19 protein-coding genes are annotated in these 19,407 nt (G+C 67.2%); 9 read left to right on the forward strand and 10 right to left on the reverse strand.

Annotation, left to right across the window (positions count from 1 at the left end):
• The first annotated feature begins 5 nt into the window (after positions 1-5).
• Together VIF40_RS21145 and VIF40_RS21150 are read left to right on the forward strand one after the other, a co-directional pair.
• On the forward strand, positions 6-563 hold the full coding sequence (locus tag VIF40_RS21145) for a Uma2 family endonuclease (protein WP_331939496.1): 558 nt from the start codon (positions 6-8) through the stop codon (positions 561-563).
• Between the two features lie 105 nt (positions 564-668).
• Complete coding sequence (locus tag VIF40_RS21150; protein ID WP_331939497.1) at positions 669-1,004, forward strand: hypothetical protein; 336 nt, start codon at positions 669-671, stop codon at positions 1,002-1,004.
• Here VIF40_RS21150 and VIF40_RS21155 read toward each other — a convergent pair.
• Positions 995-1,696: a class I SAM-dependent methyltransferase gene (locus tag VIF40_RS21155; RefSeq protein WP_331939498.1), complete on the reverse strand. Its 702-nt coding sequence runs from the start codon at positions 1,694-1,696 to the stop codon at positions 995-997. The two genes, VIF40_RS21150 and VIF40_RS21155, sit on opposite strands and share 10 nt — an antisense overlap.
• Positions 1,697-1,747: 51 nt before the next feature.
• On the opposite strand from VIF40_RS21155, the gene VIF40_RS21160 reads away from it, so the two are divergent.
• On the forward strand, positions 1,748-2,344 hold the full coding sequence (locus VIF40_RS21160) for a glutathione S-transferase family protein (RefSeq protein WP_331939499.1): 597 nt from the start codon (positions 1,748-1,750) through the stop codon (positions 2,342-2,344).
• Positions 2,345-2,385: 41 nt separating this feature from the next.
• Here VIF40_RS21160 and VIF40_RS21165 read toward each other — a convergent pair whose 3' ends face one another.
• The 5 genes from VIF40_RS21165 to VIF40_RS21185 form a co-directional block, all read right to left on the reverse strand.
• Complete coding sequence (locus VIF40_RS21165) at positions 2,386-3,843, reverse strand: replicative DNA helicase (RefSeq protein ID WP_331939500.1); 1,458 nt, start codon at positions 3,841-3,843, stop codon at positions 2,386-2,388.
• A gap of 486 nt (positions 3,844-4,329) precedes the next feature.
• On the reverse strand, positions 4,330-4,896 hold the full coding sequence (gene rplI / locus VIF40_RS21170) for a 50S ribosomal protein L9 (protein ID WP_331939501.1): 567 nt from the start codon (positions 4,894-4,896) through the stop codon (positions 4,330-4,332).
• A gap of 46 nt (positions 4,897-4,942) precedes the next feature.
• Complete coding sequence (locus VIF40_RS21175) at positions 4,943-5,953, reverse strand: DUF2232 domain-containing protein (protein WP_331939502.1); 1,011 nt, start codon at positions 5,951-5,953, stop codon at positions 4,943-4,945.
• A gap of 164 nt (positions 5,954-6,117) precedes the next feature.
• Positions 6,118-8,673, reverse strand: coding sequence for an ABC transporter permease (locus tag VIF40_RS21180; RefSeq protein ID WP_331939503.1), 2,556 nt, complete (start codon positions 8,671-8,673; stop codon positions 6,118-6,120).
• Positions 8,670-9,359 (reverse strand): ABC transporter ATP-binding protein, encoded by a 690-nt coding sequence (locus tag VIF40_RS21185; RefSeq protein ID WP_331939504.1) that lies wholly within the window; start codon positions 9,357-9,359, stop codon positions 8,670-8,672. Before VIF40_RS21185 ends, VIF40_RS21180 begins: the two co-directional genes overlap by 4 nt.
• A gap of 177 nt (positions 9,360-9,536) precedes the next feature.
• On the opposite strand from VIF40_RS21185, the gene VIF40_RS21190 reads away from it, so the two are divergent.
• Together VIF40_RS21190 and thpR are read left to right on the forward strand one after the other, a co-directional pair.
• On the forward strand, positions 9,537-10,148 hold the full coding sequence (locus VIF40_RS21190; protein WP_331939505.1) for an arylesterase: 612 nt from the start codon (positions 9,537-9,539) through the stop codon (positions 10,146-10,148).
• A gap of 283 nt (positions 10,149-10,431) precedes the next feature.
• Positions 10,432-11,016 (forward strand): RNA 2',3'-cyclic phosphodiesterase, encoded by a 585-nt coding sequence (gene thpR, locus VIF40_RS21195; RefSeq protein ID WP_331939506.1) that lies wholly within the window; start codon positions 10,432-10,434, stop codon positions 11,014-11,016.
• Between the two features lie 3 nt (positions 11,017-11,019).
• On the opposite strand, the gene VIF40_RS21200 is transcribed toward thpR, so the two are convergent.
• From VIF40_RS21200 to ftsE, 4 genes are all read right to left on the reverse strand, one after another.
• Positions 11,020-11,796: a lysophospholipid acyltransferase family protein gene (locus tag VIF40_RS21200; protein ID WP_331939507.1), complete on the reverse strand. Its 777-nt coding sequence runs from the start codon at positions 11,794-11,796 to the stop codon at positions 11,020-11,022.
• Between the two features lie 96 nt (positions 11,797-11,892).
• Entirely contained in the window at positions 11,893-12,558 is a 666-nt protein-coding gene (locus VIF40_RS21205; protein WP_331939508.1) for a YdcF family protein, read from the reverse strand.
• Between the two features lie 185 nt (positions 12,559-12,743).
• Complete coding sequence (locus VIF40_RS21210) at positions 12,744-13,745, reverse strand: ABC transporter permease (RefSeq protein WP_331939509.1); 1,002 nt, start codon at positions 13,743-13,745, stop codon at positions 12,744-12,746.
• Positions 13,732-14,394, reverse strand: a complete 663-nt coding sequence (gene ftsE / locus VIF40_RS21215) for a cell division ATP-binding protein FtsE (protein ID WP_331939510.1) — start codon at positions 14,392-14,394, stop codon at positions 13,732-13,734. The genes VIF40_RS21210 and ftsE overlap by 14 nt, the downstream gene beginning before the upstream one ends.
• 143 nt (positions 14,395-14,537) lie before the next feature.
• Between ftsE and VIF40_RS21220 the strand changes: the two genes are divergently transcribed.
• The 4 genes from VIF40_RS21220 to VIF40_RS21235 all read left to right on the forward strand — a co-directional run.
• Positions 14,538-15,143, forward strand: a complete 606-nt coding sequence (locus VIF40_RS21220) for a hypothetical protein (protein WP_331939511.1) — start codon at positions 14,538-14,540, stop codon at positions 15,141-15,143.
• A 59-nt stretch (positions 15,144-15,202) separates the two neighbouring features.
• A complete protein-coding gene (gene pyrC, locus VIF40_RS21225) occupies positions 15,203-16,501 on the forward strand; it encodes a dihydroorotase (protein ID WP_331939512.1) in 1,299 nt (432 codons plus the stop codon).
• Between the two features lie 230 nt (positions 16,502-16,731).
• A complete protein-coding gene (locus VIF40_RS21230; protein ID WP_331939513.1) occupies positions 16,732-19,077 on the forward strand; it encodes a TonB-dependent receptor in 2,346 nt (781 codons plus the stop codon).
• 190 nt (positions 19,078-19,267) lie between these two features.
• Positions 19,268-19,407 (forward strand): GTP-binding protein (locus VIF40_RS21235; protein WP_243934179.1); only part of this gene is annotated, 140 nt, incomplete at its 3' end.

The raw sequence follows: 19,407 nt of genomic DNA on the forward strand, positions 1-19,407 counted from the left end.
TTTCCATGAGCGCGCTGCCGAAGACGAGAATGACCGCCGAGGAGTTCGTCGCCTGGGCCGAGGCCCAGCCGGGCCGCTATGAGCTCGTCGACGGCGAGGTCTTCGCGCAGGCCTCGGAGCGCGTCGCCCATGCGAAGGCGAAGCTCGCGGTCGCGCTCGCCTTGCAGGACGCCGTCCGCCGGGCCGGCGCGCCCTGCCATGTTCTTCCGGACGGAGTCGCCGTGCGCGTCGACGCCTCCACCGTCTTCGAGCCCGATGCGCAGCTCTATTGCGGTCCCGAGCTTCCGCCGGACACGCTGCTCGTCGAAAGCCCGCTCATCGTCGTCGAAGTGCTGTCGCCCTCGACCGGACGCAATGACGTTCTCGGCAAGCTCGAGGGCTATTTCCGCATCGCCAGCGTCGCGCATTATCTCATCTTCGATCCGGACTCGCCGCTCGTCATCCATCATCGCCGCGGGCAGGGCGGCGATATTCTGACGCGCGCCATTCGCGAGGGCGATATCACGCTCGATCCGCCCGGCCTCTCCTTTCCGCTCTCGGCCATTTACGGCGAAGCGCGCTGAACGCTCCTGTGTCGGCGCGCACAGCGCCCCGCGAGCGTCGCGGCTAATCTCCTCTGCATCCGATCGCAATGATTTCACGCGGCGGTTTCAAAAAGGAGATTGAAAATGTCCAAGGTGCTTTTCATCGACACCAAGAACGAGCTCACCCTCGCGCCCGGCGCGACGGTCCATGGCTGGTGGAACAACGCCTCGCCGTTCAATGCGGTGTGGGATGCGCAGGCCGTGCCTTTCGCGACCGGCAGCACGGCGAGCGGCTTCACGCAGGACACCTCGCTCGAGGTGACGCGCGTGTGGCGTCATTACACGGTGACGGAGATCAAGCCGAACCCGCAGTCGCAGACCGTCGACACCAAGGACGAGACCGAGATCCATTACGAGATCAAGAATATCGGCAATAGCGTCGCCAAATTCCACGTGGTGCTGAGCGCGATCTACGAGTGAGCCGGCGCGCGCGCCGCGAGGCGCGCGCTCCCTCGATCGTGAGCGACGAAAAGCGCGGCGCAGCCGACAGTGTCGATCTCGACAGTGCGGAAGCGCCGCTCGAGCGCATCGCGCAGACCATCGAGATCGTCGGCCGTGTTCGAGAACACGCCTTTGCGATTATAGAACTCCATCAGCCGCCGCGCCGCGGCGGAGCGCGCCGCGCCGCCCGGCAGCAAGGTGGAGCCGAAAACGACCGCGCCGTCATTCGTCAGCGCCTTCAGATGATCGAAGACGACGGCCTTTTCCGCGATCGCGCCGGGAAGGCAATGCAAGAGATAATTGACGCCGACGGAATCGAATTTCGGCGCGTCGAAAGCGATCGGCTCCAGAACATTGCGGCGATAGCTCTGCGGCGAGAAACGCGCGATGCGCTCCGCTGCGAAACGAAGCGCTGTGGCGTTGAGATCCATGAGCGCGACGCGCGGCGCGGCGACGGGAAAGCGGCAATGGTCGAGGAAATATCCCGTGCCGACGCCGACGTCGAGATGATTGCCCGACACATGGGCGTCATAGAGCGCGCGCAGGCGCGGCGTCGGGCATTTCCAGACGAAGCGATTGGAGAGGCCGAGCACCAGCATGTCATAGAGCCGCAGAACGGCGGGCGTATAGACGGCTTGGCCGGCGGCGATCTGCTCGGGACTGGCGGTCATCTGCGTAACGTCCTATTGCTCGTCTTTCACCTGCTCGACGGGAATGAGCCGATGCCCATCCTACGCTATTCCGCCGCCTCGCCCTACGCCCGCAAAGCCCGCATCGTCGCCGAGCTTCTCGGCTTCGGCGCGAGCCTCGATCTGGTCGGCGCCGACACGACCAATCCCGCCGACACGCTGCGCGAGCAGAATCCGCTCGGCAAAGTGCCGACGCTGATTCTCGAGAGCGGCGAGACGCTCTACGACAGCCGCGTGATCTGCGAATATTTCGACCTTCTCGCCGGCGGCGGAAAGCTCTTTCCGGCCGATCCCGCCGCGCGGATCGCAGCGCTGACGCTGCAATCGCTCGGCGACGGAATCAATGACGCGGCGCTGCTGATCCGCTACGAGGCGACGCGGCCGGAGCCTTTGCGCTCCGCCGATTGGATCGCGCTGCAGGCCGGCAAGGTGGAGCGCGCGCTGGCGGCGCTGGACTCCGAGCCGCCGGCCGGCCCGATCACGATCGGCCATGTGGCCGTCGCCGCCGCGCTCGGCTATCTCGATCTGCGCTTCGACGGCGCCTGGCGCGCGAAACATCCCGCGCTGGTCGCTTGGCTGGACGCATTCTCCGACGTGGTTCCGGCCTTCGAGGCGACGCGCGTCGCCTGACCCGGATCGAAGGCGAGCCTTCCGGCTCGCATCGATATCCCTCACATGCGCGCCGGCAGCTTGTCCTCCTCGGCGAGATTGGAGAAGCGCGTCACCTCGGCCTCGAAGGAGAGCGTCACCGTTCCCGTGGGACCGTGGCGCTGCTTGCCGAGAATGGCCTCGGCGCGCCCATGCACGCGCTCCATCTCGTTCTGCCAGGCGATATGCTCTTCCGTGCCCTCGCGCGGCTCGCGATTGCGCAGATAATATTCCTCGCGATAGACGAACATCACGACGTCGGCGTCCTGCTCGATCGAGCCGGATTCGCGCAGGTCGGAGAGCTGCGGCCGCTTGTCGTCGCGGCTCTCGACCTGACGCGAGAGCTGCGAGAGCGCGATGACCGGCACGGTCAGCTCCTTGGCCAGCGCCTTGAGGCCCGTGGTGATCTCCGTCAGCTCCTGCACGCGATTGTCGCCGCGCGATTTGGAGCCGGAGAGCAGCTGTAGATAGTCGACGACGAGCAGATCGAGCCCGCGCTGGCGCTTCAGCCGCCGCGCCCGGGCGGTGAGCTGGGCGATGGAGATGCCGCCGCTCTGGTCGATGAAGAAGGGGATGCTCTGCATCTCCCGCGCCGCCTCGGCGATGCGGCGGAAATCATCCTCGTTGATGTCGCCGCGGCGGATCTTGTAGGACGCCACGCCGGATTGCTCGGCGATGACGCGCGTCGCCAATTGCTCGGCCGACATTTCGAGCGAGAAGAAGCCCACGATGCCGCCATTCACCGCCTTCACGGAACCGTCCGGCTGCTGCTCCGGCACATAGGCCTTGGCGATGTTGAAGGCGATATTGGTGGCGAGCGCCGTCTTGCCCATGCCGGGACGGCCGGCGATGATGATGAGATCGGACTTCTGCAGCCCGCCCATCTTCTCGTCGAGATCGATGAGCCCGGTCGCAATGCCGGAGAGATGCCCGTCGCGCTGATAGGCGCTGCTGGCCATATCCATGGCGGTGGAGAGCGCGTCGGCGAATCGCTGGAAGCCGCCGTCATAGCGGCCGGTCTCGGCGACCGCATAGAGCTTGCGCTCCGCCTCCTCGATCTGCTGGCGCGGCGCCTGATCGACCGCCGCGTCGAAGGCGGCGTTGACGATATCCTCGCCGATGACGATCAGCTCCCGCCGCACCGAGAGATCATGGATCGTGCGGCCATAATCCTCGGCGTTGATGATCGTCGTCGCCTCGCGCGCCAATCGCGCGAGATAGGCCTGCATCGTCACGCCGCCGGGCAGCTCCAGATCGCCGAGATGCGTCTTCAGCGTCACCACCGTGGCGACGCGGCCGGCGCGAATGATCTGCGAGGAGACCTCGAAGATGCGCCTGTGCAGCTCCTCGGAAAAATGCTCGGACCGAAGAAAATCCGAGACGCGATCGAAAGCGTCATTGTTGACGAGAATGGCGCCGAGCAGCGCCTGCTCGGCTTCGATGTTATGGGGCGGCGTGCGATAGGTGGGCTGGTCGAGCATTTCTCTCTCGGAAACGGGACACAGGGCGAAGTCGACGGGACATGCGAGATAAGCGCGGCGACGACGACATCGCGCAGAGGGCAGGGCGTTCGCGTTCCCCTCGCAGCGAGGAGGTCGAGCGCCGGAGACGATCGGGAGGAGATCGCTCCCAATATCTCGGGAACGCTCGGCCCGGCCGTTCGCCAGATTGCCTCTGATGGATGTCTTCGATGCACGTGAACGCGTTGCGACAGGCACTCGAGAACGGCCGCGACATTGCCCCAAGCGGCGAGCGGCGCCAATGCCAAAGATCGCGCGCGGCCCGGCGAATGCGCGAGCGGCGTCTTTGTGAGTCATTTCCACATGCGCGGCGCATCTTTCGGCGCGCTCGACGCAAAATCATTGTGTGTGACAATTTCGCCACGGCGAATCGCATGGCGCGCAAAAAAGGCCGGAGACGCGAGCGCCTCCGGCCTTTTTAAAATGGACCGAATCGGTGGCGAGCGATCAGAGCTCGACGTCACCGGCCTCGGCCAGCGCTGCGCCGACCTCGAGGCCGAGATCGTCGAGCGTCGTCTCCTCACGCGTCGCGGCGGCCTCGCCGCGCGCCTGACGCTCGGCCTCTTCCGTCGAGCGGGCGACGTTGACGATGATCTTCACCTCGATCTCCGGATGCAGATGCACCGGCACATTGTGCAGGCCGAGCGCCTTGATCGGATGCTGAAGATCGACCTGATTGCGATTGAGCGAGAAGCCGCCCGCGGTGGCCGCCTCGGAGATGTCGCGCGGCGCCACCGAGCCATAGAGATGGCCGCTCTCGCCGGCCTGGCGGATGATGACGAAGGTCTGTCCCTCGAGCTTCTCGGCGACGGCCTCGGCCTCGTTGCGGGCGGTGAGATTATGCGCCTCGATCTGGGTGCGCTGCGTCTCGAAATGCTTCTTGTTGCTTTCCGTCGCGCGCAGCGCCTTGCCGCGCGCCAGCAGGAAGTTGCGCGCATAGCCGTCGCGCACGCGAACGGTGTCGCCCATCTGGCCGAGCTTGGCCACGCGCTCCAGCAGAATGACATCGACCATGGGTTTTATCTCCTCGTGTCTCTCTCGAATTTTTGTCGCGGCGATCTCAGCCGCGCCGCGCCTGCGCCGCTCCCTTGCGGCTGCGGAACGAAAAAACCGCGTCGACGACGCCGACCACGGTGAACAGAACGATCGGCCAGGCGAACAGGCCGATGACGATATAGATGACGGTGAGCGTGACGCCGCCGACGCGTGTCCCGCGCAGCAGCGCGTGGACGACCGCTAGTCCCTGCATCGCCAGAGCGAGGCCGAGCGTCTCGGCGAAAACGAGGCCGATCTCGCCGGCGAGATCGCCGACGAAGGCCACGGCGCCGGCGATGAGGAACAGGCCGGCGACCGCGCGCGGCAGCACGAATTCCTGCGCGATGTCCGGCCAGGGGCGGGAGAGCGCGTCGGAGGCGCGCGCCAGCAGGCCGGCGCCCCACAAATTGAGCGCATGGCTGAGCAGCGTCAGCGCGGCCAGCGTCGCGGGAAAGGCGAAGACGACGAGCGCCGAAAGCTGGCTCGGATCGAGCTTCTCGCCGAGCTCCTGCGTGCGCACCAGATCTTCTATCGCGATGAAGGCGCGGGCGCGCAGCGGATTGAGCGCCTCGTCGAGGCCGCCGAAGCGAATCGCCGCGATGGTGACGGCGATGGAGACGACGGTCGCCACCACGCCGCCGGCCGCCAGAATCGCCCAGGCGGGCGCATGAGACGTCACCAGCTCGCGGCCGCGCCACGGCGCCCCGGCTGCGACATAGGCGGCGGCGAGGGCCGGAACGGCGACGAGAAAGGCGTAGATCACGCCGACGATCGGATTGGGCCAGATCGACAAGAGGCCGGTCGCGATGAGCGCCGAGGTCGCGCCATGCCGCAGGCCGAAGCCGAGCGCGACGATCAAAATCGGCAGCGGCGCGAGAAAGGCGAACAGGACCGCCGCCGAAGTGCCCTTGGTGAGAACAGCGAACACGGCCGCGCCGGCGAGGCCTCCGCCGATCGAGGCGAAGATCTGCGGCAGCGAAAAATCCCCATTGTCGGGAACGGGCAGTTTCTTGCGTTCGGGTAAAAGCTGGGGCATGGGCTCTACGCTTGTTCGAGGGCGAGCGCGATCATCTCGCGTCCAGCCCCCTGAACGCCGGCGAAGCCCGCCTTTTAAGGCGACCAGTCTCTCCCGGCAAGGGCGAGGCGACGAAAAAGCCGCTTCGCGCGGCCGAAAACGTCGCCATTCCGGCTTTTTGGCCGTTACAGGCGGCGCAACGCCGGGCCGGGCCGCTCGGCGAGCGCGCGCCAGCTTCCCGCGAGGCCGAGGCCGACGGCGAAGACGAGCGCGCCGAGCGTCGTCAGCGCGACCGGCCAGGGCAGGAAGACGAATTCCATTTTCATCAGCGCCTCGAGGATGAAAGCGGCGGCGCCGGCGCCCGCGACAACCGAGAAGAGGCCGGCGACGATGCCGAGCAGCGCGAATTCGAGCGCGAAGGCGCTGGTCAGCCAGCCGCGCGTCGCGCCGAGCGTCTTCAGCACGATGGCGTCGCGTTGGCGTCCGCGCTGGCTCGCCGCCACGGCGCTGCCGAGCGCCAGCGCCGCCGTCACAATGGCGAGGCCGGCCGCCGCCCGCGCGGCGAAGGTGAGCTGATCGGCGATCTTCTCCACCGCCTCCAGCGCATCCTTGACCCTCAGCGCGGCGATCTGCGGAAAGCGCGCCGCTGTTTCGCGCACGAGCCTTCTGTCGCGCTGCGGATCGTCGCGATCGGCGAAAGCGACCGTGAAAATCTCCGAATAGGGCGCGTCGGCGAAGGCGTCGGGCGAGAACACCATCATGAAATTAATGCCATAGCTGCGCCAATCGACGCGTCGCAGATTGGCGACGCGCACGGCGACGTCGCGGCCGAGCACATTGACGACTAGCGCGTCGCCGACCCCGACGCCGAGCCCTTCGGCGACGCGCGCCTCCAGCGAGACCAGCGGCTCCCCGGTGCGCTCCGCCGGCCACCAGCTTCCGGCGACGATCTCGGAGCCCTTCGGCGGCGTGGCGGAGAAAGTCACGCCGCGGTCGCCTTCGAGCGCCCAGGCGATCTCCTCCGGCGGCTTCAGATTCTCGGCGCGGACGCCCTTAACGGCGACGATGCGGCCGCGCATCATCGGCACATGCTCGATGCGCGCGTCGGCGGCGAAGGACGCGAGGAAGGGCGCGAACTCGCCGACCCGATCCTTGGCGACATCGACGAAATAGAAGCTCGGCGTGCGGTTGTTGCGCGCCTGGAACAATTCCGCGTGGATCGAGCCTTCGATCAGCGCCAGCGCGACCAGCAGCGTCTGGGTGACGCCGATCGAGACGATCAATGTCGCGGCGAGGCTCTTCGGCCGGCGGATATTGCCGATCGCATGGCGCAGGCGCGCGCTCCGCACATGAGAGACGCGCCGCGCCGCGCGGACGACCAGCGCCGCGACGCCGCGCAGCAGCGCGAAGGCCGCCGCCGTCGCCACGATATAGGTCGCGGCGAGCTTCTTGTCGGCGGCCGTGGCCATGACCAGAGCGACGAGGACCGCCGCCGCCGCCAGCGCGGCGAGCACGAAGACGCGGGGAGGGGCTTTCTCCTCGGCCTCGTCGCGCAGCAGGCGGGCGACCGGCGTCCCATAGGCGCGGCCGAGCGGCGGCAGCGCGAAGATCAGCGCCACGAGCAGCCCATAGGCCGCGCCGACGCCGAGCGAGCGCCAGTCGATCGAGGGCGAAAAAGGCAGAGGAATGGACGTGGAAAGCGCGAAATCGGCGAGATAAGGGAAGGTCGCGCCGAGCGCGAGGCCGCCGATGACGGCGAGGCCGGCGACGAGCAGGACCTCGACCAGCGCCATGGCGAAAACCCGCGAGGCCGGCGCGCCGAGCGCCTTCAATATAGCGAAAGCATCGCGTTTTCGGGCCACGAAGCCGGCGACGGCGCTGGCGACGCCGGCGCCGCCCGCGACCAGAGCCGTCAGCGCGACCAACGTCAGCAGCTGGGTGAAGCGCTCCTGATTGCGCGAGAATTGCGGGGAGACGGCGTCGCGCTTGCGCAGATCCCAGCCGGCGTCCGGAAAGGCCGCGGACAGCGCCGTCGCGAAACGCTCGACCTCCGCGTCGCTGGCCGCGCCGGCGCCGCCCAGCGAGATTCGGGTCAGCCAGCGCAGGACCGCGCCCGGCTGCACGAGTCCTGTCGCGCGCAGAGCCTCCTGGCTCATCAATACGCGCGCGCCGAAGCCGAAGCCGCCGGCGAGCTTGTCGGGCTCGCTCGCAAGTTCGGCGGTCAGCGTGAAGGAGCCGGAGCCGATGGTCACGTGATCGCCGATCTTCAGATCGAGCCGGGCGATCAGCGTCGAATCGGCGACGAGGCCGAAGCCGCCTTCGCGCTGGCGCAACGCCTCGGCCAGCGGCTGCGGCGGCGCGAGCTCTGCCGCGCCGGCGCCCGGATAGGCGGAATCGACGGCTTTGATCTCGATGAGCGTCGCCTCGCCGCCGGGCGAGCGCGCCATGGCCCGCATCAGCGCGATCTCGCAGACGCGGCCATAGCGCTCGAAAAATTCGCGCTCCTGCGGCGACAGCCGCCGCATGGTGGTGGCGACGGAAAGATCGCCGCCCAAGATCGTGCGTCCCTCGCGGGCGAGGCCGTCGGCGAGTGATCGCGACACCGCGCCGACGCCGGAAATGGCGGCGACGCCGATGAGAATGCAGGCGATGAAGACGCCGAAGCCGCGCAGATCGCCGGAGAGATCGCGCAAGGCGAAGCGCAGCGCCAGCGGCAGCCGCGAGGCGAGGCCGCGCCTCATGACGCCCGCGCCTCCTCGCCGTCGATCCGGCCGGAGCGCAGCCGGATCGCGCGGTCGCAGCGGGCGGCGAGCGAGGGATCGTGCGTCACCAGCACGAGCGTCGCCGAACGCCGCGCCTTCTGCGCGAAGATCAGATCGACGATGGCCGCGCCGGTCTCCGAATCGAGATTGCCGGTCGGCTCGTCGGCGACCAGGATCACGGGATCGGGGGCGAGCGCCCGCGCCAGCGCGACGCGCTGCTGCTCGCCGCCGGACATTTGCGCCGGATAATGCGAGAGGCGATGACCGAGGCCGACGGCCTCGAGCTCCAGCCCCGCGCGCTCGAAAGCGTCGACGCGGCCGGCGAGCTCCAGTGGAACCGCGACATTCTCCAGCGCCGTCATCGTGGGGATGAGCTGGAAAGACTGGAACACGACGCCTATTTTCCCCCCACGGAACCGCGCCAGCGCGTTTTCGTCGAGACGGGCGAGATCGCTGCCGTCGACGAGAACCTTGCCGGAATCGGGCCGCTCGAGGCCGGCCAGCGTCATCAGCAATGTGGATTTCCCCGATCCGGAGGGGCCCACGAGGCCGACGGCCTCGCCGCGCGCGACTGCGAGGCTTATGTTCTTGAGCACATGGACGCGCGCCGCGCCCGCGCCGAGGGTGAGATCGACGTCCTCGAGTTGGATGACCGGCCGCTGCACTTTGGGGGAGGTCCTGAAATGGTTTGCCGCTGCGCCGCCCGCCGGTTCGCGTCTCGCGATACGGCCCTGACGCCCGCCCCGACATATGCGAAGGCGCTCGCTGTTTCCAGTCTCCGGCGCTTTCGGCCCATCGGCCCCGTCGCGCTCCTGTGCGCGGCCGCATTTCTGGCGCTTTTGATGACGCTCGCGCGGCCGGCGGCGGCCGAGCCGCTGCGCGTCATCGCCTTCGGCGACAGTCTGAGCGCCGGCTTTCAGCTCCCGGCCGACGCCGCCTTTCCTGCCCAGCTCGAGGCGCGGCTGAAGAATGACGGCTATGACGCGCGCGTCGTCAACGCCGCCGTCTCCGGCGATACGAGCCGCGGCGGGCTCGCCCGCTTGTCCTATGCGCTGCACGACGGCGGCGATCTGCTGATCCTGGAGCTCGGCGCCAATGACATGCTGCTCGGCTTCGAGCCGGCGACGACGCGCGAAAATCTCGACAAGATCGTCTCCGCGGCGCAGGAGCGGGGCCTCGACGTGCTGCTCGCCGGAATGCTGGCCAACGCCAATTTCGGCGAGGATCAAAAAAAATCCTTCGACGCCATTTTCCCCGAGCTCGCGGCGCGGCGCGGCCTGCCGCTCTATCCCTTCTTTCTCGCCGGCGTGGTCGGCGAGAAGGGCATGACCCTCGTCGACGGATTGCATCCGAGCCGGGCGGGCGTGGCGCGGATCGTCGCCGGCGTCGCGCCGCTCGTCGAAAAGAGCCTCGATTCGCTCCGATCAAAGCGCCAGGGAGCCGCCCAGCGCTGAAATCGCGCGTCGCGGGACGAGGCGGATTCACGCGCAACCCACGGTCAGGCGGAAAAAAACTCCCGTCGCCTGCGGGATTTTCGTTACAGCCGTTCTATTCTGGCTATAGTGCCCTCACCATCCTTGGCGCGCGCCCGTGACGGCGCGCCCGATCCGCGAGGAGGCGCCGACATCGGCCCCGGGCTCCGCCGCGACGCGGCCGGGCAGGGCTCAGCGAGCAGACAGCGACTTCGGCCTGTACCCGCTCCCGCGCGCCTTGCGAGGCCAGGATGGAGGATCTCCGATGCCCAGACTGTTCACCGCCCTCGAAATCCCCCGTCTCGTCGCCGGCGATCTCGCCGCCCTGCGCGGCGGCGTGCAGGGAGCCCGCTGGATCGACGCCGAGAATTATCACATCACGCTGCGTTTCATCGGCGATGTGGACGATGCGCTCGGCCATGACGTCGCTCTGACGCTCGCCGCGATCCGCCGTCCGTCGGTCTCGATCACGCTCGAGGAGCTGTCCAGCTTCGGCGGCGACAAGCCCCGCGCCTTGGTGGTGAAGGCGCGCGCCGACCAGGCCCTCGCCGAGCTGCAGGCGGAGCAGGAGCGGCTGCTGCGGCGCATCGGCATTCCGCCCGAGCCGCGCAAATTCGTGCCGCATGTGACGCTCGCCCGGCTGCGCGGGGCGTCCTGCTCGGCGGTCGCGGCCTATCTCGGCGCGCGCGGCTATTTCCCGCCCATGCGTTTCGAGGCGGCGCGCTTCGTGCTGTTCTCCTCGCGCGATTCGGTCGGCGGCGGTCCCTATATCGTCGAGGCCGAATATCCGCTGCGCAACCGCAATTCCGTCGGCGCCGGCCAGCGAGAGCTCACCGCCTACGATCGATAGCGCTCAGGCGACCGCCTCATCCGCCTTGCGCCCGCGCTCGACCACGGCGGCGAGCGAGGGATCGCGCGCGACCGCCTCCTCGATGAGGCGGTCGGCGGCGGCCTCGATCGTGTCCTGCATCCGCTGGAAGAATTCGCGCGGCTCGAGCCCGGCTGGAATCGGCGGCAAATATTCGATGACCACGGTTCCCGGCCGCACGATCCAGGCGCGGCGCGGCCAGAACAGGCCGGAATTCAACGCCACCGGCAGGCAGGCCGCGCCGGTCTCGCGATAGAGATGGGCGACGCCGAATTTATAGAGCGGCGGAGCGCCGGCCGGCCGCCGCGTTCCCTCCGGAAAGATGAACAATTGCCGACCCTCGGCGAACAGCGCCTTCGTCTTCTCGATGAGCTGCGGCAGCAGCTTGCCGCCCTTGGCGCGATCGATGCCGATCTGCTCCGCGCCCATCAGATACCAGCCGAAAAACGGGATGAACACCAGCTCGCGCTTGAGGATATAGGAGAAGTCCCGCGAATGCAGCGGCAGGACGAAGGTCTCCCACGCCGACTGATGCTTGCAGGCGACGATGACCGGGCCATCGGGAATATTCTCGAGGCCGCGAAACTCGAATTTCAGCCCGACGATCGTCTCGAGCCAGAACAGCGACGTTCGCCCCCAGACGCGGCCGAGCTGCATCGAGGCCTGCCGCCGCATCAGCAGGCCGGGCAGCCAGAGGATCAGCAGCGTCATGAGATTGGTGTAGAAGGCGATGTGGAACAGCAGCGAGCGCAGGAGGAGCATTGCGTTGGTCGCCTGATGGTTTCGCGTGGCGGAGGACGGAATGACGTCGCCTTCTAGCGCATTTCTCGCCGCGAGGGCGCCGGCCCGGGCGAAATTTCAGCGCGGCTGCGGCGAAGGCTCCGCGACGACGGCGGCCCCGACCGGCCCGGAGGCCGTGGCGAAAGCGCCCGGCTCGAGCAGCCGGGTGCGCAGCAGCGCATAGAGATATTTGACATATTCGGCCGCGATGAGGCGCGTCACCGCCAGATCGCCGAGCCAGTCCTCGACGCGCAAATGATCGCTGACCACGGAGAAGGGATAGAGCGCGACCTCCGGCAGCGCCGCCGAGAGCTCGGCCAGAGCGCGCGGCATATGGTAATTGGAGGTGACGATGATGAGCGAGCCTTTGCTGATCCCGCGCGCCTGCGCCCAATCGCGCGTCTCCAGCGCATTGCCGATCGTGTCCTGGGCGCGATAGCCGAGATCGACGCAGCAGTCGAAGAGCTCGCGCGAGACCGGCAGCAGCTTGGCGATCTCATGGCCGCGCGTGGCGCGATTGACCCCCGTGATGAGCAGCCGGCGCGCCTGGCCGCGCGCCAGCAGCCCTCCCGCCTCATAGACTCGGTCCGAGCCGCCGGTCAGCACGACGACGCCGTCGGCCTGCACCGTCAAAGTCGATTCGGTCCGCTCCAGCGATAGGGCGAAGCCGATGAAGCCGGCCACAAAGGCCGAGCCGAGAAAGCAGGCGAGGGCCAGCGCCACGCAGCGCCAGCGTCCGCGCATGGCGGACCCGTCTGCTCCCGCGTCTCGTCCATGCGCTCTCACATCGCTCCTCGTCGCCGGCCTCGATTGCCGACAGGCTCTATTCCTCGACAAGATGGAAGCGGCGCTCGAGGCCGTCCAGAGCCCAGCCGGAATTTTGCGGGGGCGAGCCGGAAATTACGGGGGAGAAGAGCGGCCCGCTCCCTCTACTCGGCCCCGTCCAGCCGCCGCAGCTGGCGGAAGACGATCTCCTGCGACATGAAGCCGGTCAGCAGCCCCGCCGCCGCGGAAATGCAGCCGACCACCGTGAAGCCGAGCGGTCCCAGCGAGAAGCTGCCGAACATGGCCTCGAGCTGGTCGCCGTCCGGCGTCGCGGTCCAGCGATTGGCCAGATAGCCGGCGAAGAGAAAAAAGGCCATGGCGGAGACCCCGCCGATGAAGCCGCCCCGCAGCCCGAGCACCAGGAAGCGGCGCTGGAACTGCTGGGCGATGTATTTGTCCGCCGCGCCGACGAGATGCAGAACCTCGATGATCTCGCGATTGCCGACCATGGCCGCCCGCGTGGCGAAGGCGACGGCGAGCCCCATGGCGATGACGATCAGAATGAAGACGAGCGCCGCGATCGCCACCACTGTGCGCGCCATCTGGCCGAGCCGCTCCACCCAGAGCCGATGATCGTCCAGCGCCGCGCTCGGAATGGCCTGGGCGAGCTCGCGGCGCAGCGCGTCGAGATCGGCGCGGCGGCCCTCGTCCAGCTTGACGACGATCATGCGCGGGGCCGGCAGCTCGGCGAAATCGAGGCCCTGGCCGAGCCAGGGCGCGAGCAGCGCCTCGGATTCGGCCTTGGTGTAGACGCGCACGTCGCGCACGCCGTCGGCGGCGACCAGAACGGCGGTCGCCCGGCTGACGTCGGCTTCGATGTCGCGGCCGGGCAGGGGCCGGATCTGCACGCTCGCCTCGCGCGCCATCTCCCGCCGCCAATCGACGCTGGCGTCGGCGACCATCAGCGCCGCCCCGGCCGAGAGCGCCGCCAGAAAGGTCATGATGGCGATGACGATGACCAGCGAGCGCCCGGCGATGGAGGAGGTCGGAACGAGCGGCGTCTCGCGGCCGAGCGTCTCCTCGAGCGCAGCGTCCCGCGGGCCTTGACCCGACGGCTGCGAAGGGCGGCGCAGTCCCGGGGGAGATTTGGCGTCATTCGAAGACATGCAGCCGCCCGTCCGCGAGCACCAGACGGCGCGCGCTCTCATATTGGTCCATCAGCGCCAGATCATGGGTGGCGATGACGACCGAGGTTCCGCTCTTGTGCAATTCCACGAAGAGCCGCAGCAGCCGCCGCGCCAGAGTGGGATCGAGATTGCCGGTCGGCTCGTCGGCGAGCAGTAGCTCCGGCCGCACGATCAGCGCGCGGGCGATGGCGGCGCGCTGCTTCTCGCCGCCCGAAAGCACGCTCGGCCGGCTGGCGATGCGCTCGTCGAGCCCGACCCAGCGCAGCAGCTCTAGCACCTCGGCGCGATAGCTCGTCTCGTCGCGGCCGATGACGCGCAGCGGGAGAGCGACATTCTCGTAGAGAGTAAGATGATCCAGCAGGCGAAAATCCTGGAACACCACGCCGATGCGACGTCGGATCTCGGTCACGGCGTCCTTGTCGAGCGTTTCGGCGTCCTTGCCGAAGAGGGTGATTCGGCCGCGCGTCGGCTTGAGCGACATCAAGACGAGCTTCAGCAGCGTCGTCTTGCCGGAGCCGGAAGGGCCGGTGAGGAATTGGAACGAGCGCGGCGTGATGGAAAAAGCGAGATCGCTCAAAATCTCGCTGCCGTTTCCATAGCGCAGGCCGACGTTCTCGAAGGTCAGCAAGGGCGTGTGTCCATTGGCGGCCGGTTCAGAATCGCGGTCCGAGAGATTAGCAGTTCACCGCCCATTAACCATATCGGCGGTTAATCGACGACAGGTTCGGCGGCCGATTCCGAAGACGGGCGCCAGCGGCTCGGAGACCGGCCATGCGCAACGACCTCACCAGGCACAATCCGACCAGTCATAATCCGACCGGCCGCAATCCGCCGATCCCGCCGATAGGGGCGGGGCATTCGGACGATCGGGACGACGCCCGTCTGTGGCGCGAGCCTCCGCGCGAGAGCGAGCCCGTCGACAATCGGCGCGAGCGCGCGCTGCCGCTGATCGCGGCGATCATCGCCATCGTCGTCGGGGCGATGGCGCTCATCGGCATGCGCGACAAGATCGTGCGGGTCGTCCCCGCGGCGACCGCGCTCTATACCGCCATCGGCCTGAAGGTCGATGCTGTGGGGCTCGATCTGCGCGGCGTCACCTCGAAGATCGTCACCGAAGGCGCGCGCAAGGTGCTGACTGTCGAAGGCGAGATCGTCAATCTGCGGCGCTCGGCCAATCGCGTCCCGCCGATGGCGCTGGCCGTGCGCGGCGCCGATGGGCGGGAGCGCTACGTCTGGACCGCCGCCGCGCCCAAGATGCGGCTCGCCGCCGGCGAGAGCGTGCAGTTCCGCGCCCGCCTCGCCTCGCCGCCGGCCGACGGGACCGAGGTGCAGGTGCGATTCGCCAGCCTCGACGAGGCCGATAAGGCGAGCCGTTAGCGCGCCGGCGTTCCCTTCCCGCGTTCCCTTGCGGAGCGAAATCGCCTAATGAGGCGTCCATGCCGCCCCATGCGCCTCTCCTTTTCGTCAACGCCCGCCTCGTCGACCCCGCCTCCGGCGTGGAGACACGCGGCGGCCTTCTCGTCCTCGATGGAAAGATCGCCGATCTCGGCCCCGGCGTAGCAACCGCGCCGCAGGGCGCGCGAATCGTCGATTGCGCCGGCGATGTGCTCGCGCCCGGCCTCATCGACATGCAGGCCTTCGTCGGCGAGCCCGGAGCCGAGCATCGCGAGACCATCGCCACCGCCACGGCGGCGGCGGCGGCCGGCGGCGTCACCACAATCGTCGCCACGCCCGGCACCTCGCCGCCGGTCGACGATCCGGCGGTCGTCGATTTCGTGCTGCGCCGCGCCCGCGACACCGGCCGGGTGCGCGTATTGCCGATGGCGGCGCTCACCAAGGGCCGCGAGGGCCGGGAGATCTCCGAATTCGGCCTGCTCCGCGAGGCCGGAGCGATCGCCTTTTGCGATGGCAAGCGCTCGCTGCGCAACGCCCTGACCATGCGCCGGGCCATGACCTACGCCCGCGATTTCGACGCGCTGGTCATCCATTTCCCGGAGGACCACGACCTCGTCGGCGAGGGCGTGATGAATGACGGCGAGCTGGCCATGCGCCTCGGCCTCATCGGCGTCCCGCGCGAGGCCGAGGCCATTGTCGTCGACCGCGATCTACGGCTCGTCGAGCTGACCGGGGCCCGCTATCACGTCTCGATCGTCTCCGCCGGCCACTCGCTCGCAGCGATCGAGGCGGCCAAGGCCCGCGGCCTGCGCGTGACCTGCGGGACCACGATCAACCATCTGACGCTCAACGAGAACGACATAGGCGACTACCGCACCTTCCTGAAGCTGCGGCCGCCGCTGCGCCATGAGGACGAGCGCCGCCTGCTGGTGGAGGCGGTGGCGAGCGGGCTCGTCGACGTCATCGTCTCCGATCATGATCCGCAGGATGTGGAGACGAAGCGCCTGCCTTTCGCCGAGGCCGAAGCCGGCGCAGTCGGCCTCGAGACCATGCTGGCGGCCGGATTGCGGCTCGTCCATTCCGGCGACGTTGCGCTGCCGACGCTGCTGCGAGCCATGTCGACGCGGCCGGCCGAAATTCTGCGCCTGGAGCAGGGGCGCCTCGCCAAAGGCGCGCCGGCCGATCTCATCCGTTTCGATCCCGACGAGCCCTTCGTCGTCGATCCGGCCGAGCTGCATTCCCGCTGCAAGAACACGCCTTTCGACACGGCCCGCCTGCAAGGTCGGGTGAAATCGACCTATGTCGCGGGAGAATCTGTCTTCGAAAGAGGAGATGGCTGAAGCGGAGCCGGGCCGGAAAAAAGCGTCTTGCCGCCGTGTTTTCGCCCGTTTTGGGAAAAACAGGCAAGTCGAATGTGAATCTTTGAAATAGGTACGTAGGTTTCCCGCCCGTAATTTCCGCCTACCGAAGGCGGGGCGCTGTCCTGATTTGCGCGTTCCTTTTCCCGCGGCGCGCCGCCTTCGACGCGAAAATCGCCCGAGCGGCCGGGCCGGAATGTGGAAGAGAAACGATGCTTGGTTCCCGAATTTCCCTCGTCGCGCTGATGGTCGCCGCGGCGCCCGCGCTGCAGGCGCGCGCCCAGGAGACGCTGCCCGACATCGACATTATCGCGGCGGCGCCCGAGGCGGGCGCGGGAATCGAGAAGTCGAAGGTTCCGACCAATCCCATCACCACCAAGCGCAGCGATCTCGATCGCGACCGCGCGCTCGTCATCACCGACACGCTGCAGCGGCGCAACGCCTCCGTGTCGATCGTCGACGTCGCGGGCAATCCGTTCCAGCCCGATCTCACCTATCGCGGCTTCACCGCCTCTCCCGTGCCCGGCACGCCGCAAGGCCTCGCCGTCTATCAGGATGGCGTGCGCATCAACGAGGCCTTCGGCGACGTCGTCAATTTCGACCTCATTCCGACGGTCGCCATCGCCAATAGCGAGCTTGTCAGCGGCAATCCGCTGTTCGGTCTCAATGCGCTCGGCGGCGCGCTGACGCTCGAGATGAAGAACGGCTTCACCTGGCAGGGTTATGAGCTGGAAGGTCGCGGCGGCTCCTATGGTCGTCGCTATAGCGCGGCGCAGATCGGCCAGCAATTCGGCGATTTCGCCATCTATTCGGCCTTCGAGGCGCTCGGCGACAGCGGCTGGCGCAAGCGCTCCGGCTCGGAGCTGCTGCGCGGCTATGTCGACCTCGGCTACAAGGGCGACAAGACGGAATTCCACCTGAACTACACGGGGGCGACGACGCGGCTCGGCGCCGCGGCGGCGACGCCGGTCGAGATGATCCAGCGCGACTACAGCTCCGTCTACACGACGCCGCAGAGCTCGACCAACGAGCTGCATTTCATCAATCTGAAGGGCGCATATCAGGCGACCAATACGCTGAAGTTCAACGGTAACTTCTATTATCGCGACTATCAGCAGGCGCATGTCGACGGCAATATCGCCGATATGGAGACCTGCAGCTCCAAGGCCTTCGTCTGCCAGGACAACGACCCGTTCATCGGCAATGTGCCGAGCAATGCGCAGCGTCGTCTGATCGGACCCAATGGGGCCTTCATACCCTCCTCGGTGCTCGCCGGAGGCCTGCCGGCGACGATCGATTATTCGCGCACCCATTCGAGCTCCTATGGCGGCGCGATTCAGGGGACCTATGACGAGAAGATCGCCGACTTCAAGAACAAGCTCATCGTCGGCGGCTCCTTCGATCGCCAATTCACCGACTTTCGAGGCTATTCGGAACTCGGCATTCTACAGGGCGATTTCAATGTGACATCGACCGGGCTGCAATATTTCAACTCGGTTCCGGAAGGCGGATTCCAGCCCTCGTCGGTGTTCGCGCGCAATCTCTATTACGGCGTCTATGCGCTCGACACGCTCGATTTGACCGACAAGCTCACGCTCACGGCCGGCCTGCGCTTCAACAGCGCGGAAATCACGCTCTACGATCGGCTCGGCGTGCGCCTCAACAGCGACAAGAGCTATCAGCGCGTCAATCCGGTCGCCGGCCTCACCTATGCTTTCATCCCCGAATTCACCGTCTATGGCAATTATTCGGAGGCGAACCGCGCGCCGACGGCGCTCGAGAACGGCTGCGCCGACGCCAATCATCCATGCACGATCGACAGCTTCCTCGTCGCCGATCCGCCGTTGAAGCAGGTGGTGACGCGCAGCGGCGAGATCGGCTTCCGCGGCTATCACGACATCGGGCCGGATCATGGCCGGCTCGAGTGGAAGGTCGATATCTTCCGCGCCGTGAACAGCGACGACATCGTCTCGCTGCCGTCGAATGTGATCCAGGGCAGGGGCTATTTCGCCAATGTCGGTGCCACCCGCCGCCAGGGCGTCGAAGCCGGCGTCGCCTGGCGCAACGACCAGCTGAGCCTCTATGCCGATTATGCGCTGATCGACGCCACCTTCCGCAGCGCCTTCGATGTGCAGTCGGAAAGCAATCCCTACGCCGACGCCAATGGCCTCATCCATGTGCGGCCGGGCAATGTGATGCCGGGCGTGCCGCGCCATCGCGTGAAGCTCGGCTTCGATTACTTCATCACGCCCGAGTGGAAGCTCGGCGCCGATTACATCTTCACGAGCGGCGTGCGACTGCGCGGCGACGAGTCCAATCTCGACAAGCCGCTGCCGTCCTGGGGCGTCGTCAATCTCAAGACCTCCTATAAGGTCACCGAGAATGTCGAAATCTATGCGCTGGCGCAAAACCTGTTCGATCGGCGCTACTATACTTTCGGGACCTATTTCGACAACGGTGGCAATGCGACCGCTTCGGCGGGCGGCTTCACCAATCCGCGCACTTATGTTCCGGGCGCGCCGGTCTCCGTCTATGGCGGCGTCAAGGTCAAGTTCTGATCTTAAAGATATGATCTGAAAAGATAATATTCTTTGACGGACGGGGAGGCGTCGATCAGCGGCGCCTCCCCTATCTTGTTTGGGCGGCCCGCCTTCATCGCAAACGCTCTTGAAGAAAGGCGGCAACGGCCTTAAAGGCTCGCGCGCGTGACGCGAGGCGCGCCGCAACCGAAGCTGGGACCAGAAAAGCATGGCCAAGGAAAAATTCGCACGCACGAAGCCGCATTGCAACATCGGCACGATCGGTCACGTGGACCATGGCAAGACGTCGCTGACGGCGGCGATCACCAAGGTTCTGGCGGAGTCGGGCGGCGCGACGTTCACGGCCTA

The sequence above is a fragment of the Methylosinus sp. genome (assembly GCF_036560965.1).
GTDB lineage: Bacteria > Pseudomonadota > Alphaproteobacteria > Rhizobiales > Beijerinckiaceae > Methylosinus.